This window comes from Pseudomonas sp. TH06 (assembly GCF_016651305.1).
Lineage (GTDB): Bacteria > Pseudomonadota > Gammaproteobacteria > Pseudomonadales > Pseudomonadaceae > Aquipseudomonas.
Genome location: NZ_JAEKEC010000002.1, coordinates 246,967 through 261,849, shown reverse-complemented (window position 1 = coordinate 261,849; position 14,883 = coordinate 246,967). Strand labels below are relative to the sequence as shown.

The 14,883-nt window shown below is 54.9% G+C and carries 12 protein-coding genes, 2 tRNA genes and 1 pseudogene; 6 read left to right on the top strand and 9 right to left on the bottom strand.

The genetic code is table 11. The annotated features are described in order from the left end of the window. Positions 1-375, top strand: a pseudogene (locus tag JFT86_RS24760) (hypothetical protein); the annotation flags it as partial. Here JFT86_RS24760 and JFT86_RS24755 read toward each other — a convergent pair. The 4 genes from JFT86_RS24755 to JFT86_RS24745 form a co-directional block, all read right to left on the bottom strand. Further along, a complete protein-coding gene (locus tag JFT86_RS24755; RefSeq protein WP_201238844.1) occupies positions 365-1,372 on the bottom strand; it encodes a DUF4238 domain-containing protein in 1,008 nt (335 codons plus the stop codon). The pseudogene JFT86_RS24760 and the gene JFT86_RS24755 sit on opposite strands and share 11 nt — an antisense overlap. A gap of 42 nt (positions 1,373-1,414) precedes the next feature. Continuing rightward, positions 1,415-2,884: an SEC-C metal-binding domain-containing protein gene (locus JFT86_RS29290; RefSeq protein ID WP_242489572.1), complete on the bottom strand. Its 1,470-nt coding sequence runs from the start codon at positions 2,882-2,884 to the stop codon at positions 1,415-1,417. A gap of 71 nt (positions 2,885-2,955) precedes the next feature. Continuing rightward, positions 2,956-3,252 (bottom strand): hypothetical protein, encoded by a 297-nt coding sequence (locus tag JFT86_RS29285; RefSeq protein ID WP_242489571.1) that lies wholly within the window; start codon positions 3,250-3,252, stop codon positions 2,956-2,958. 8 nt (positions 3,253-3,260) lie between these two features. Continuing rightward, positions 3,261-3,512: a hypothetical protein gene (locus tag JFT86_RS24745; RefSeq protein WP_242489384.1), complete on the bottom strand. Its 252-nt coding sequence runs from the start codon at positions 3,510-3,512 to the stop codon at positions 3,261-3,263. A 632-nt stretch (positions 3,513-4,144) separates the two neighbouring features. Between JFT86_RS24745 and JFT86_RS24740 the strand changes: the two genes are divergently transcribed. From JFT86_RS24740 to JFT86_RS24725, 4 genes are all read left to right on the top strand, one after another. After that, positions 4,145-4,939, top strand: coding sequence for a DNA adenine methylase (locus tag JFT86_RS24740; protein WP_201234707.1), 795 nt, complete (start codon positions 4,145-4,147; stop codon positions 4,937-4,939). A gap of 391 nt (positions 4,940-5,330) precedes the next feature. After that, a complete protein-coding gene (locus tag JFT86_RS24735) occupies positions 5,331-7,232 on the top strand; it encodes a potassium transporter Kup (protein ID WP_201238843.1) in 1,902 nt (633 codons plus the stop codon). A gap of 174 nt (positions 7,233-7,406) precedes the next feature. Further along, entirely contained in the window at positions 7,407-7,697 is a 291-nt protein-coding gene (locus JFT86_RS24730; protein ID WP_064393110.1) for a Phd-YefM, read from the top strand. Positions 7,698-7,708: 11 nt separating this feature from the next. Next, a complete protein-coding gene (locus tag JFT86_RS24725) occupies positions 7,709-7,996 on the top strand; it encodes a type II toxin-antitoxin system RelE/ParE family toxin (protein ID WP_201234705.1) in 288 nt (95 codons plus the stop codon). A gap of 76 nt (positions 7,997-8,072) precedes the next feature. On the opposite strand, the gene JFT86_RS24720 is transcribed toward JFT86_RS24725, so the two are convergent. The 5 genes from JFT86_RS24720 to JFT86_RS24700 form a co-directional block, all read right to left on the bottom strand. After that, on the bottom strand, positions 8,073-8,399 hold the full coding sequence (locus tag JFT86_RS24720) for a DUF3077 domain-containing protein (RefSeq protein ID WP_201234703.1): 327 nt from the start codon (positions 8,397-8,399) through the stop codon (positions 8,073-8,075). A 556-nt stretch (positions 8,400-8,955) separates the two neighbouring features. After that, entirely contained in the window at positions 8,956-10,251 is a 1,296-nt protein-coding gene (locus tag JFT86_RS24715; RefSeq protein WP_201238842.1) for an AcvB/VirJ family lysyl-phosphatidylglycerol hydrolase, read from the bottom strand. Next, positions 10,251-12,890: a bifunctional lysylphosphatidylglycerol flippase/synthetase MprF gene (gene mprF / locus JFT86_RS24710; RefSeq protein ID WP_201238841.1), complete on the bottom strand. Its 2,640-nt coding sequence runs from the start codon at positions 12,888-12,890 to the stop codon at positions 10,251-10,253. The genes JFT86_RS24715 and mprF overlap by 1 nt, the downstream gene beginning before the upstream one ends. A 278-nt stretch (positions 12,891-13,168) precedes the next feature. Continuing rightward, positions 13,169-13,245, bottom strand: a tRNA-Met gene (locus tag JFT86_RS24705). Between the two features lie 218 nt (positions 13,246-13,463). Beyond that, positions 13,464-13,540, bottom strand: a tRNA-Met gene (locus tag JFT86_RS24700). Positions 13,541-13,821: 281 nt separating this feature from the next. Here JFT86_RS24700 and dinB point away from each other — a divergent pair. Then, complete coding sequence (gene dinB, locus JFT86_RS24695) at positions 13,822-14,883, top strand: DNA polymerase IV (protein ID WP_201238840.1); 1,062 nt, start codon at positions 13,822-13,824, stop codon at positions 14,881-14,883.

The following is a 14,883-nucleotide window of genomic DNA, read 5'->3' as shown; positions in this document are numbered from 1 at the left end:
CTGTCGGGCGGCTCGGCGAGTCTCGCGGCGGTAGACGATTTGCACCAGGCGACCGGCCGGGATCTGAATTTGGTTGTGGGGCATATGCACAACGCCACGGTGGGCGGTGATATGCGGGAGCGCATTGAAGGACTACGCCATAGCATCACCGGGGTCAGTCAACGGATGCAAGCGCCGAAAAACTGGATCGGGTCCGAGAGTGTCAACATTTTCAAAATCGCATGCGAGATTCTCGAACTGCTTGAGCAGATGAATACCCAAATCGCTACCCATGTTCACGGAACGAGTCCACCGCCTGGAAATGCGGGGGCATTTACAGCCAATGCTGGAAAGGCATTAACGCTTTCTGCCCAGCTAAAACCAATCACACTTTGAGGTTGCGATACGATTTTCTGACATCCTTCAGTGCCTGCTCAGATGGACCGTAAATGTTCTTATGAGAGCGGTCCGCCATCAATCGATTCAAATGTATTACGTCCTCTTCATTCACAAAGTGCTTGAGGTGGTTGTAATGCTGTGAATCATTCAGCATAAACGCCAGTTTTGGCGATAAAGGATAATAAAGGTCTAACTTGTCGACCACTTGGTCTATAGCCGCACCTTGAGCGCATTGATGGACATTGATGACAGGGTGGTCGCTGGTTATAAAATCAATGTTTGTTGTGTTTCTAATCAGAATGCGATTTGCAGTGTCAGCGCTTTGTTCGAGGCCGAAGCCGAAATTTATGCCCATCTTGTAAGCGATGAACCACCAATTCTTCTCGAATAGTTTTACATGTTCTACCCATAGCTCGTTATCTTGATTGACTTTTTTCATTAGCTCAAATGATCGGTCGCGCATTTTTCTAGTTCTTGCAAGTTGGTGAGCAAGATAATTATAGAAAGCGACCATGTTGGACCGTATGTCGAGGCAGCTTGCATTTCCTTTCCACAGTTCGTCCATTACCGGGCGAGCCAATAATTCAATCGCTGTATAGGTTTTTTCCAAAGAATTATTTGATGCCCATTCTGATATTTTCTTGAGCTCTTCTAAGTCTTCTTCTTTGGCGACTCCCTTCAATATCTCAGGGGTTTTGATGAGCATTGAAATCTTTTTAAAATAATCTAGTTGCGAAGTGTGGAATTTTTTAACGATCGGCGAATCTGAAGTCGGAAGACGTTCGATAAACTGAATGTCATGTTCGTCGAGTGGGGTTACTTGATAGAAGTGTAAATCTTGTGAACGTCCATAAATGCTATCGCGACGAATATTTCCGCCTTTGCTACTTATGTACCAAATGTCATCACCGTTCGCCCACTGTCGTAGATAGTGCGCCCATACATAGTGGTGCTTTTTAATTATTTCTAAATTATCTGTGGTTTTGGATGTCATATAGTTGTTGTGGGTCTAGTGGTTGTTGTTAAGTTTTTTAAATCAGGCGCCGCAACATTTTTTATACTTTTTCTCTGAACCACAGGGGCACGGCTCATTTCGTCCGGTCTTACCCTTGTTTTTTGCTTTGAATTGCACGAACTCATTAACGGTTATTTCGCGCTTTGTTAACGATTTTGTTTCAAAAAAATCCCAACCCACGTTGAGGGATTTGTAGTGTTCTTGAAGCTCCTTTGGCCACTTCTCGCACGGCATAAGAATAAAGTCTTCAGCAATATTCTCTGAATATTTCGGCGGCTCCATGCCAATCCCAACTATCTTATTGAAGTGCGGGAATTTGTTCTTGGCCACCCCACACGCTATTTCTAGTACAGCTTGACGCTTTTGACGAGCGTCAGGTGCGCTTTCCATGTTTTTCGGTAGTTTTAGCTGTAGAAATACATACGCAGTTTTCGGGTCGCTCGAAGGCATCAAACTTACTTTTCGAGTCGCAACATTTGTATTAGGGAAGCTATCAATAGCTTGCATCATTCCATCTACAATTTCTCTTCGCATAAATCTTGGCTCTTTAACCATCTCATAAATGGCGCTCGGCCCGCGAGATAAATCTGTATTCCCTCCAATTGTACCGTCAATAGAATTTTGACAGGTGCGTTGTATAAGCTCGTCCCACATATAGGATATTTTGTTAGCGCTTTTTGTCGCCCAGTATGTTTCTGATTCTACAAATCCCTTCCAATCACCCTGGCTAATCATTACTCCATTGACTTTTTTATCGTTAGTGCCGATGTAGTGTCGATTTAGCTTTTTGTCATAGTTTGCGTAGTAGTGAGCAAGTAAGTCTTCCTCGCCGCAATAGGTTAATATGTCTAGGTGTGCGATTGCTTTTGTCTTTTCTTCCAGATAGTTTGCAAAATCGGTAACAGTGTCAAGCTCGCCAAGAATTATGGATAAGTTGTGACTATCAAGTATGTGGACGGGGGAGTGTTTATCCAATATTAAAGTAAATGGGTGTTCTGCTTCTAGGCTTGCAATTTTAGTTGAGTCTGTTTCAGTATAAGAGATTCCAAGGCTGCCATATATGTTATCTGGAGAGGAGTGCAAGCACGCTTCTTTGGCACCATGAGCAACAATAATTTTATGGATTACAGCCTTTTCAGGATCAATATTTAGGGGGAAAGGTTGGGTTCGCTTTCCATCTAAATATAAAGGTCGTCCAGCTTTTAAATAACGCTCCGCACCATGAGCGGTAATAATCTGTTTATCAATGACATTCTTCTTCCACCTATTCCACAGTACGAGTGGATCCTTATCTTTGCTTATCGGTAATTCACTGCGCCTATCGAAAAAAACAAAAACGTCATTTCCAAATACGGCTATCGAATCACAGAATTCCTTACCGTCATCTTTATAGGGGTTAGGATATGTCCACAGTCTCAAAAAAGATTTTTGGCAGAACTGCGCCAGCAGCCGTTCAGATTCGGTAACCCCACCAGATGATACCTTGCCCATAACATCATCCTTTCGTTAGTAAAGCTCTGACGAGATTGGCTCAAAGTCCTGACAGTTGCACTAACATTCTTTCATTCTTCTCGGCACCACCAGGACTGAGCATACGCACAACCGTCAATGTACTCGATTCCACTCAGAACAAATCCGGTCACAGCCATCCCGGCTAAGGTGGCATCGAGCAAGGGGGGAAGTGGATCAGGATCAAGAGGCATTCCGACCTCAACGCGAGCGACGTTGGCTGCACGGCCTAATTCGTGACAGACAGTAGAGTTCACCATCACGTTGCCGCGGATTGCCGGATACCGGCGCCGCTCCTTCGGATCTAGCGCAACACCACGAAGGCGCATAGGCGTGACCAATACGTGCATGGTTTCTCCTACTCGTCAGCGTCGAGGTCAAGTAATGACTCAACCGCGTAGGCTAGCGCCGCGTCCGCTAACTCAAGCAAGTCGCCAAGTTCGTCAGCGTCAATCATCTGGCCCTGGTGCAACGCATGCGCTTGCCTGAGCAGCGCTTTGTGATGGGCACCAGGCATTGCAAGCAACGATACCTCATCACGCAACATGATCCGCCACTGCGCCATCGCGGGAGCTTCAGTGGTTAGGGTTTTCGCAGATTCTATATTCATCGGCCATGACTACCTTGCTCAAGCACTGTATATGCAAACAGTATATCGGTAGACGGACTGCTCAACATCAGCGGAGCGACTGACGGCAATTGGCGACCCCTGAAGTCGTTTGCGCCTATTTTTCGCCTGGAATTGATCGTCCCTTGGAAAATCCTACAGCTAAGAAAAAATCTGCTGAAAAAGCACTTATCCCCCTCCCGCCGACGGGGCTTGCGTCTTTTTTTTGTGCAAATCGGAAAGTAGTGCAAACAAAGCTGTAGCCCGCGCCGCCTGTGGGCCTTGCCAAGCGACCCGCAGTTTCACAGTTTGCAAAATTTGGAAGGGAAGTGCAGCGCGCTTGCGCAGTGCTGCTGCAGAAGCGTGCGCAAGGAATAAAGCCGGTGGCCCCAGTTTTACAGGGGTGAACAATGAAAAAGGCAGAGATAAGGAGATTTTTGTTTTTGAGAGTGATCAGTTGCATGTTGGGAAAGGCGCGCGCCGGTCAGAGTCACCATCACGTCTAACGCCTTTAAAATCGCGGGCTGCGGCTTCTACTGAGCGCCTAAATGCTTTTCACAGACTATCCCTGAGCCGGCGTCGAATAACGTATTATTCATTACTGGATATACATACAGTAAGAGGCTCAAATTTTAATGTCTACACCCATCATTCCGTGGATGGGCGGGAAGCGCCGTTTGGCCGATCGCCTGATTCCTCTCTTTCCACCACACGAATGCTACGTCGAAGTCTTTGCCGGCGGTGCCGCGCTCTACTTCATGCGTCCACAACCATCGCCAGTTGAAGTCCTGAACGACATCAACGGTGACCTTGTCACGCTTTATCGCGTTGTGCAGAACCATCTCGAAGAGTTTGTGCGCCAGTTCAAATGGGCGCTCAGTTCTCGCCAAGTATTTGAATGGCAAAAGATGACCCGCCCTGAGACTCTGACCGACATCCAGCGAGCCGCCCGATTTTTCTACCTGCAGCACCATGCTTTCGCAGGCAAGGTCAGCGGCCAATCATTTGGCACTGCCACTACCGGACCCGCTATCAATCTGTTGCGTATCGAAGAGAACCTTTCAGCCGCCTGGCAGCGTCTGTCGGGTACATACGTTGAGAATCTTCCATGGCTTGAATGCGCGGAACGTTACGACCGTGCTCATACCTTCCATTACATGGATCCCCCTTACTGGGAGACAGCGGGTTATGGCGTGGACTTTCCATTCGAGAACTACGAGCGCATGGCTGACTTTATGCGACGTTGCAAAGGCAAGGTAATGGTCAGTATCAACGACCATCCGGACATTCGGCGGGTGTTCGAAGGATTTCATTTTGAGACGCTGGATATCCGCTACAGCACGGGCAATCAGCGGCAGGGGAAGCCGCAGGTCAGCGGTGAGCTGGTGATCATGAATTGGGAGCCGGCAGCGTTGGGAGGATTGTTCTAAGCCTTTGCAAGAATGACTAGTGTTTATTTCGTGTATCGCTAGGGCAACCCAGAGATACAAAGCCAACCTTTGGATTGGCCGGCGCGGGAGTGGTGGACATGTCTAACCTCGGTATTTTGTGACGCCGCTTTCCTGATGCGAAAAGCCGACGGACGGGCGCTTAGGGCGCGCCTCTGATCAAAAAGTGCGCAATTCTAGCGGCGAGGAGCGCACTTGACCAGCTTTATGCCGGGAAATACGACGAGTGCTGCGCTATGCTTCGCGCCGTTGAGCTTTACCAATTTTTTACAGTCAACAAAACGTCTGTAACAACAGGTAAAACAGCGCATGCTGCACCACAAAGCATAGTGCTTCATTCAAAGAAGCCGGTTCTGAGAAGTAGGAGTGTTGGATGGGTCAGGCAAGTAGTCATGCGGCAGGCGCCGAGGGTTCGGCCACCAAGCCGCTGAGCATGCTGGTCGCGGCGGTCGGGGTAGTTTACGGCGACATCGGCACAAGCCCGTTGTACACCCTCAAAGAAGTGTTTTCCGGCGGTTACGGCGTACCGGTCAACCACGACGGCGTGCTGGGCATTCTGTCGCTGATCTTCTGGTCGCTGATCTGGGTCGTGTCGATCAAATACATGATGTTCGTGCTGCGCGCCGACAACCAGGGCGAGGGCGGGATCATGGCGCTCACCGCGCTGGCACGGCGGGCGGCGGGGCATCGCAAGAAGTTGCGTTCGTTACTGGTGGTTTGCGGACTGATCGGTGCGGCGCTGTTTTATGGCGACAGCATGATCACCCCGGCGATTTCCGTGCTGTCGGCGATTGAAGGTCTGGGTCTGGCGTTTGATGGTATTGATCACTGGGTCGTGCCGTTGTCGCTGGTGGTGCTGGTCGGGTTGTTTCTGATCCAGAGCCATGGCACCGCGCGGATCGGCATTCTGTTCGGGCCAATCATGGTCACCTGGTTCCTGGTGCTCGGCGCACTCGGTGTGTATGGCATCAGCCACACGCCGGAAGTGCTGCATGCGCTGAACCCGCTGTGGGCGGTGCGTTTCTTCACTGTTCACCCTGGCATGGGCGTGGCGATCCTCGGCGCCGTGGTACTGGCGCTGACCGGTGCCGAAGCGCTGTACGCCGACATGGGCCACTTCGGTCGCAAGCCGATTGCCCGCGCGTGGTTCATTCTGGTGCTGCCGGCGTTGGTGCTGAATTATTTCGGCCAAGGCGCCTTGTTGCTGGAAAACCCGGAAGCGGCGCGTAACCCGTTCTATTTACTGGCACCGAGCTGGGCGCTGATTCCGCTGGTTGGTCTGTCGACCCTGGCGACGGTGATCGCCTCGCAAGCAGTAATTTCCGGCGCGTTCTCCCTGACCCGTCAGGCGATTCAGCTCGGCTACATCCCGCGCATGTACATCCAGCACACCTCCAGCGCTGAACAGGGTCAAATCTACATTGGCGCGGTGAACTGGTCGCTGATGGTCGGCGTTGTCCTGCTGGTGCTGGGCTTCGAATCCTCCGGCGCACTGGCTTCGGCCTACGGCGTCGCGGTGACCGGCACCATGCTGATGACCACGATTCTGGTGTCGGCGGTGATGCTGCTGCTGTGGAAATGGCCACCGATCCTCGCGGTGCCAGTGTTGATCGGTTTCCTGCTGGTGGACGGTCTGTACTTCGCCGCCAACGTGCCGAAAATCGTTCAGGGCGGCGCTTTCCCGGTGATCGCCGGTATTGCACTGTTTGTGTTGATGACCACCTGGAAGCGCGGCAAGCAACTGCTGGTCGAGCGTCTGGACGAAGGCGCGCTGCCGCTGCCGATCTTCATCAGCAGCATCCGCGTGCAACCGCCGCACCGCGTACAGGGCACTGCCGTGTTCCTCACCGCGCGCTCCGACGCCGTACCGCATGCGCTGTTGCACAACTTGTTGCATAACCAGGTATTGCACGAACAAGTCGTGCTGCTGACCGTGGTTTACGAAGACATCCCGCGCGTACCGCCATCTCGGCGTTTCGAAGTGGATTCCTACGGCGACGGCTTCTTCCGAGTGATCCTGCACTTCGGCTTCACCGACGAGCCGGACGTGCCACAGGCGCTGAAGCTGTGTCACCTGGATGACCTGGATTTCAGCCCGATGCGCACGACCTACTTCCTCAGCCGGGAAACGGTGATTGCCTCGAAACTTGAAGGCATGGCGCGTTGGCGTGAGGCGTTGTTTGCGTTCATGTTGAAGAATGCCAATGGCAATTTGCGCTTCTTTAATTTGCCGTTGAACCGGGTGATTGAGTTGGGGACGCAGGTAGAAATGTAAGTCAGCGTCATCAGAGAGCCCCCGTCAGCCCTGCGGCTGGCGGGGGCTTTTTTGTGGGTGCCTGGTCGAGTGGGTATTTGGTCGGTGGCTGGAAACAGGAAGTTGCACTGTGTTTAATTGAACGCAATACTCTGTGCATTATTGTGCTCAGCAGCAAGCGAGTGAGAGGTATTTATGACGGCATTACTAGAACGCGCTGACCAGGCAATTTCCGTCACTGCCATGGTCAGGAGCTTCAGTGCGAAGCTCAAGGAGATCTCCAGTCGTGCAACTGAGCGTCTGGTCATCTTCAAAGACAATCAACCGGCAGCTGTCATCATCAATGTGCAGGCCTATCAAGAGATGCTGGATGAACTCGAGAACCTGCGCATCGAAGCGGCAGCCCGGGAGAGATTGATCAATTTTGATCCGGCCCAGGCGGTCAGCCATGACGATATGCGGGCCAGGTATGCCAGGAAGGACTAAGGGAGTGCTGGATGGTTTGGGGAGTGATTTATCATCCGGAAGTCCAAGGAGATCTGGATCAATTGGGATCTGCGGCAGCCAACCGGATTCTTGATGTCATTGAAGAGCGGATTATTAATGGTGAGCCAGAAAAATCTGGTAAACCGCTCAGAGCTAGCCTTGCCGGATGTCGCAGGATTCGCACGGGCGACACGCGCATTGTTTATCGGGTCAATGGCAGGGCGATTCAGGTGTTGATCGTCGCAGTTGGGGTGCGGCGAGATGAAGAGGTTTACGACGCCGCCGAGCGTCGAATCTGATCAATGTGCCTAACCCAATTAAAAGATAGCCCTCGCCGGTTTTTCAACTGGCGGGGGCTTTTTTGTGCCTGCGCTTTTACATGCTCTCGGGTGCATCTAATTCAGATTCAGCCTTTGTTCGCGGAGGACGAGGAGTCAGTGTCTGAATCACATCATCAAGCAAAGCCTTGCCCATGACTGTCAGGTAATGCGCAGCCCAAGCGTGGCGGTCGGTGTCTTTGATGAATGCCGCATCTTCGGCGAAGGATTTTGCGAGGTACAGCAGGTCGGAGGATTGGGACAGGGCATCGATGATCGGGATGCCGCAGCGGACGTTGAAGAACGCTTGATCGGAGTTGTAGAGGAAAGGGGTGAGGCCGATGGTTGTAAGGTCTGAAGGCGATGACGGACTTTCTTTGCTCATTGTTTTGCTCCTTAAAACGAGGAGCTGCCTCATTCGTTACCACACGAATGGGTGGCAGCTGTACGCAGGGTGGTAAACCGGGAGAGCAAAGAAACCGGCAGACCCGAAGGTCTCCCACGTACAGCTGCCATGACAGCGAATTACAGGCGTAAGGAACGTCTGATGTCGTGATGGAGGCACTGTTGCACTTTGCCTAGCCGGGTTACCACACCCGATCGCTGAATGGGTCAGCGACGTTCGGAGAGTATCCCGTCAAAAAACAGCGCAATAGAGCGGCAGAGCGTCCAAACACGAGTTTCGGAGTTTGCCTACAAGGTCTGTGGGCGTCATCTGATATTGCGAGACTGGAAGTAAACAAAACTACACGTCGGATATGCAGTTCCCTTGTAGGAGTGAGCCTGCTCGCGATAGCGGTGTGTCAGTTGGCAAATAGGTGGCTGACACTCCGCTATCGCGAGCAGGCTCACTCCTACAGGGGAATGGGTTCATCGTCCGAGATGTAAAAAAGCCCCCGCAACCGTGAAGTTGCGGGGGCTTTTTGTGGGTGCGGCTCAGATCACTCTTCGGCGACCGAGTCCTTGCTCTGACGCTTCTCGATCAAGTCCACCAGACGCTTGGCCAGCGCCGGGTAGTTCTCGTCGAAGTGGTGGCCGCCAGGCAGTTTTACTGCCTCGCCAACGGCAGTCTTGTCCGTGCAGCCGCTTTCATCGGTCTCTTCTTCACCGTAGATGCACACGACCTTGGCCGGTGGCAGCTTGGCCATCTCAGGTCCGGTGGCGGCTTCTTTGCCGGCGTTACCCAGCCAGCCTTCGACTTCGATTTCGAAGCTGCCGGTGCGGGCGAAGGCCAGCAGGATGATTGCGTCTACGCGTTGCTGCTCGGTGTCCGGCAGGCGGTTGTAGATTGCCGGCAGAACGTCGGCACCGAATGAGTAACCGGTGAGGATGAAGCGTTTGGTGCCCCATTTCTGCCGGTAGTGTTGCATCAGTTCGGTCAGGTCCAGTGCGCTTTGTTCCGGGCTCTTGTGCTGCCAGTAGTAGCGCAGGGTGTCGATGCCGACCACCGGGTAGCCAATCTTGGCCATTTCGCCCGCTACGTCGCGGTCGAGGTCGCGCCAGCCGCCGTCACCGGAGAGGAACAGGGTCACGGTGTCTTTGGCTTGGCCGGCCGGGACTTCAACCACCGGGATCGCCAGACCGCCGTTGGCCTTGTCGCCGCCGACGAGGATCTTGCGCAGTTCGTTGTTCAGCACTTGCGGCAGGTTGATGTCGTAGTCGCTGATGCTGGTTTCGGCGTTCGGTTGATCGCGCACGAAACCTGCGCTGGCGTCGTCCGGGTTGTCGTTCCACGCCACCAGCCAATGGCCGTGGGCGGCGGATTTTGGCAGCAGGTGGGTGCAGCCACCCTTTTCCAGAGCCAGGTCGACGGAGACGGCCTGGGCCTTGTCGTCCTTCTGCTCCGACAACCAGCGCCAGGCCAGCACCGCGCCCGGGCCGATGCCGCTGACCAATGTGGCCGGGCCATTCAGTTCACGCAGACCTGATTGCAGGGCGCGGCTTTGCAGCAGGCAGTCCTTGGGCAGGATCACTTGAACGAGTTGCGCCGAAGCGCTGCGGCTCAGGGTGGTCAGTTGTTTTTCACTGAGTTTCTGGTCGTCATTAACCGCGATCAGCACTTGGGCCTTGGCCTTGGTGCCGGGAATGACGCGGGTCATGGCGGCGCCGTCAGCGGGGTTGAGCTGTTCGACGGTCGGTTCCGGTGCCGGGCGTTTGAGGTACCAGTAACCGCCGCCGGCAATCACGGCCAGCACGATCAGTGCGGCCAGGATGTACTTCAGGGAGCGTTGAATCATCAGCGTTTCACCAATCCAGTCAAGCCGCCCGCGATCAGGGCAGCAGTGTCGGCCAGCGCCACCAGCGGATCGAGTCCGGCGGGCACAGCCATATAACGAGGTTCCCAGTCAGGCTGGAACTTGTCTTTGAAGCGGCGCAAGCCTTGGAAGTTGTACAGCTGCTCACCACGGCGGAAAACCATCGAACCCAGGCGCTGGGTCAGCGGTGCACCACGCCGGGGTTGCAACCCCGACAACGGCACCATGCCCAGGCTGAAGCGCGCGTATCCGTGACTCTTATAGTGTTGAATCAGGCCGACCATCATGAATTCCATGGTCAGCTTGGGGGCGTCCGGGTGAGCACGCATCAGGTCGAGACTGGCCAGGTCATGGCTATAAGTCTCGAGCAGGTTGGCGAACGCCACCGGGCGACCTTCGAAGCGAATCACCGCGATGCGGAAATGCTTCAGGTAATCGTCGCTGAAACGGCCGAGGGAGAAGCCTTTCTCGCGCACATTCTTGCCGGTCAGCCAAGCATCGGAAATCACTTTCAGCTCATCCATCGGCGCCTGGCCTGGCTCATGGATCTCCAGCGACAGGCCGTCGCGGGTGCCACGGTTCCAGGTGTAACGCAGATCTTTCATCTCTTTGCCCTTGGCTTCCAGGTCAAAGCGCACCAGATCGACTCGGGCTTCCTCGCCGAGTTTGATCGCGGTCAGGCCGATGTCCATGTAGTACGGCAGGTTTTCTGCGCGCACTTGATAGAACACGGGGCGGGCGTGATGGATGTCACACAGGTCGCGGAACTGCCAGATCATCTCGGCGCGTTGCTGGCCGGGGCCGATCGGGTCGTACAGCGCCACCAGACTGCGGCCACGGCGGGCGTACATCAGGAACGCTTCGTCGTTCTGGTGAAACAGCAACGCCTTGTCACCGGTAAGCGCGAGGCCACCGTCGGGTTGCGAGGAAGCCATCAGGATCTTCGCCGCACGATCGAGTTCGTCAGGCGTCGGCAGATGAATGACCGGACGGGCGGTACGCAGCAGCCAGGTCAGGGCAATCACCAGCAACAGTACCGCGGCACCGAGCAGCGAACGCAGGCCACGTGGAGCGTCAGCATCAAGGGTGAACTGCCACCACAGTTGATGGCTGTAAGGCACGTCTTGATAGGCGAACAGCAGCAGCCAGGTCGAGGCACCGAGTACGCACAGGCTGGCCACCAGATACAGCGGCGAGAACGGCAGTTCGGTCAAGCGACTCGGGCGATAGAACGAGCGACGGAATACACCGAGCAATGCCGCGGTGAGTGTCATCAGCGTCGCTTCTTCCCAGTCGAAGCCTTTAAGCAAAGAGAGCAGGGCACCTACCAGCAACAGAATGGTTGTCAGCATCCACGCGGCCGACAGGCGCCGACGCAGGCCCTGAGCCAGCATCAGACACAACACGCCAATCAGGCTGGCGCCGAAGTGCGAAGCATCGACCAGACGATGCGGGATCAGGAAACCGATGTGCTCCAAACGTGTGTCGATTTCAGGGGTGGCACCGGAAAACAGCAGCACCACGCCGGACAGGAACACCAGCACCGCCAGAATCGGCGCGGCCAGACCGGACGCTGCGCGCATGGTCTGGGTCTGGAACAGGCGTTGGCCTTCGTTGATCAGCAGGAATACGCAAGCCACCAACAACGGCAGCACCACATAGATCAGGCGATACAGCAACAGCGCAGCGGCGAGAGGCGCGGCACCGAGTTTGTCGGCGAAAGCGGCCAGCAGAATGGCTTCGAACACACCGACGCCACCCGGGACGTGGCTGAGTACGCCGGCGGCCAGGGCCAGCAGGTACACCAGCAGGAACGCGCCAAACGGCGGCGCTTCGGGCAGCAACAGATAAAGCACGGTAGCGGCAGCGGCAACGTCGAGGGCGGTGATGACCAGTTGCAGAAAGGTCAAGCGGCGACCCGGCAGGCGCAAGGTGCGACGGCCGGCCCTGACCAGCAGGTTGTCACGATACGGTTGTTCCGGCAGGCGACGGCGATAGATGCCGATCATCAGGATTGCGCCCAGCACAAGCACAGCCGCAGCAACGGCGCCGAGCAAGCCTTCAGACAAGCCCAGCGCCTGAGAGGCGGCGGGCAGGTCGCTGAGGGTAGCGAGTGCGGCCAGCGGCGGCAGAGCGCAACCCAGCGACAGGCTGGCGAACAAGGTCATGTGCGCGACTTCCGAAGCGCCCACGCCCAAGCGTGCATATAAACGGTAGCGCACCGAACCGCCGGACAGCAGCGACAGGCCGATTGCATTGCCGATCGCAAACGCGGTGAAGCCGCCGAGGGCCAGCGTGCGCGGTGGCAATGTCACGCCGGCATAGCGGCTGGCCGACCATTCATAGCCGAGCAGAATAATGAAGCCGACCACGGTTGCACCGAACGCGCCGAGCAGGGCGGGTTTCGGCACGTCGAGAATCGAGTCGTGCAAGGCATCGAGATCGAGTTCGGCGAGCAGGTGACGACAGGCAATCAGCGCAATGGCGAACAACAGCAACGTGACCCCCAGCCCGATGGGCTGACGGTATTTGCTCAACCGATCCAGCAAGCGCAAGCGCTCGGGTTTGATCGGATGTTCCGCTGTGACGGTGTCTTGTGGATCAGACGAGTTGGCGCGCATCAATCACCTCTTGGATTGTGCGCGACAGGATGGAGGTATCCAGCCAAGTTACCAATCCCTGTAGAAAAAAATAATCACAAAATACTACGCCTCTCGTCGGGTCTCGGCGAGGGCAGTCATGGATTGCAGACGCCTTGTCCGCGACTCAAGCATAGTCGCAACTCGGCAGGTCTGATGATCCTGGACGATTCACTGCACAGTGACAGATCATTGTTGCGAAAGGACTTTTTCCACAGATACAAAAAAGGCCACTCTTTCGAGTAGCCTTTTTTGATGTTTGGTTGCGGGAGCCGGATTTGAACCGACGACCTTCGGGTTATGAGCCCGACGAGCTACCAGACTGCTCCATCCCGCGTCTGTGTGGCGGCATTCTACAGGCGAACGGCGAGGTGTCAACCGCTAATCCCGTAAAGGGTCAAATAAGTGTGAAATCGCGTCAAACGGTCGCAGGTGACACGTTAAGTTTCGGAAATGCAAAGAATTCCTGTTTGACGACTGCTCCTATAAAGAAGCTGTCGACAAAACTGACGCGCACAAAAAAGGCCACTCTTTCGAGTAGCCTTTTTTGATGTTTGGTTGCGGGAGCCGGATTTGAACCGACGACCTTCGGGTTATGAGCCCGACGAGCTACCAGACTGCTCCATCCCGCGTCTGTGTGTCGGCATTCTACAGAGGATCGCCGGGGTGTCAACCTTCAATCTGGATAAAATCTGTTGAGGTTCAATCGGTTAGCGGTTTTTTAGAGTGCTTGAAAGGAGCGCAGGGCAGGTGGGGCAAGGCTTTCAGCTCTATTGGTTGTGCATTTTCGATTGAGAAAATAAATTCATCGGCCTTTTCCTACACATGGAAAAGAACATTCGGCACTACTGGTGCTATATACAGTTGTCAGTGAGATACTGCCGATCCGGCTCGCCACGTTTCCTTTTCTGACATGACTCAGCGAAAAATCATCCACGTCGACTGTGACTGTTTCTACGCCGCCATCGAGATGCGTGATGACCCGCGCCTGGCTGGCAAGCCATTGGCAGTCGGCGGTTCGGCGGATCGGCGCGGGGTGATTGCTACCTGCAACTACGAGGCGCGAGCCTATGGCGTACGTTCGGCGATGTCGTCGGGGCATGCCCTCAAGCTGTGTCCGGATCTGACCATCGTCAAACCGCGCATGGACGCTTATCGCGAGGCCTCAAAGGAAATCCACACGATCTTCGCCGATTACACCGACCTGATTGAGCCGCTGTCGCTGGACGAGGCTTACCTCGACGTGTCGGACAGTGCGCATTTCGGCGGCAGTGCCACGCGCATCGCCCAGGACATTCGCCGCCGGGTCTCCAATCAACTGCACATCACTGTTTCTGCTGGCGTGGCGCCGAACAAGTTTCTGGCAAAGATCGCCAGCGACTGGAAAAAACCCAACGGTTTGTTCGTGATCACCCCGGATCAGGTCGAGGATTTTGTCAGCGGCTTGCCAGTGAGCAAGTTGCACGGCGTCGGCAAGGTCACTGCCGACAAGCTGGGCAGGCTGGGTATCGTTGACTGCATGCAGTTGCGCGAGTGGGACAAGCTGGCGCTGGTGCGCGAATTCGGCAGTTTTGGCGAGAGGCTCTGGAGTCTGGCCCGTGGGATTGATGACCGGTTGGTGCATAACGACAGTCGTCGTCAGTCGATCAGTGTGGAAAATACCTACGATGTCGACCTGCCGGATTTGCGCAGTTGCCTGGACAAGTTGCCGGAGCTTCTGGAAACCCTGAAAACCCGCATGGCCCGAATCGACAGCAGTTATCGGCCGGGCAAGCCATTCGTCAAAGTGAAATTCCACGACTTTACCCAGACCACATTGGAGCAGGCCGGGGCAGGGCGGGATTTGGGCAGTTATCAGTTGATGCTGACGCAGGCGTTCAATCGCGGCGGCAAACCGGTGCGGTTGCTTGGGGTTGGGGTGAGGCTGGAGGATTTGCGCGGCGGGTTTGAGCAGATGGAGTTGTTTGAGCGTTAA

Coding starts and splice junctions, on each gene's coding strand:
- JFT86_RS24735 (WP_201238843.1), top strand. CDS start 5,331: ATGGGTCAGGCAAGTAGTCATGCGGCAGGCGCCGAGGGTTCGGCCACC.
- JFT86_RS24745 (WP_242489384.1), bottom strand. CDS start 3,512: ATGAATATAGAATCTGCGAAAACCCTAACCACTGAAGCTCCCGCGATG.
- JFT86_RS24755 (WP_201238844.1), bottom strand. CDS start 1,372: ATGACATCCAAAACCACAGATAATTTAGAAATAATTAAAAAGCACCAC.
- JFT86_RS29290 (WP_242489572.1), bottom strand. CDS start 2,884: ATGGGCAAGGTATCATCTGGTGGGGTTACCGAATCTGAACGGCTGCTG.
- JFT86_RS24720 (WP_201234703.1), bottom strand. CDS start 8,399: ATGAGCAAAGAAAGTCCGTCATCGCCTTCAGACCTTACAACCATCGGC.
- JFT86_RS24740 (WP_201234707.1), top strand. CDS start 4,145: ATGTCTACACCCATCATTCCGTGGATGGGCGGGAAGCGCCGTTTGGCC.
- JFT86_RS24715 (WP_201238842.1), bottom strand. CDS start 10,251: ATGATTCAACGCTCCCTGAAGTACATCCTGGCCGCACTGATCGTGCTG.
- JFT86_RS24725 (WP_201234705.1), top strand. CDS start 7,709: ATGGTTTGGGGAGTGATTTATCATCCGGAAGTCCAAGGAGATCTGGAT.
- dinB (WP_201238840.1), top strand. CDS start 13,822: ATGACTCAGCGAAAAATCATCCACGTCGACTGTGACTGTTTCTACGCC.
- JFT86_RS29285 (WP_242489571.1), bottom strand. CDS start 3,252: ATGCACGTATTGGTCACGCCTATGCGCCTTCGTGGTGTTGCGCTAGAT.
- JFT86_RS24730 (WP_064393110.1), top strand. CDS start 7,407: ATGACGGCATTACTAGAACGCGCTGACCAGGCAATTTCCGTCACTGCC.
- mprF (WP_201238841.1), bottom strand. CDS start 12,890: ATGCGCGCCAACTCGTCTGATCCACAAGACACCGTCACAGCGGAACAT.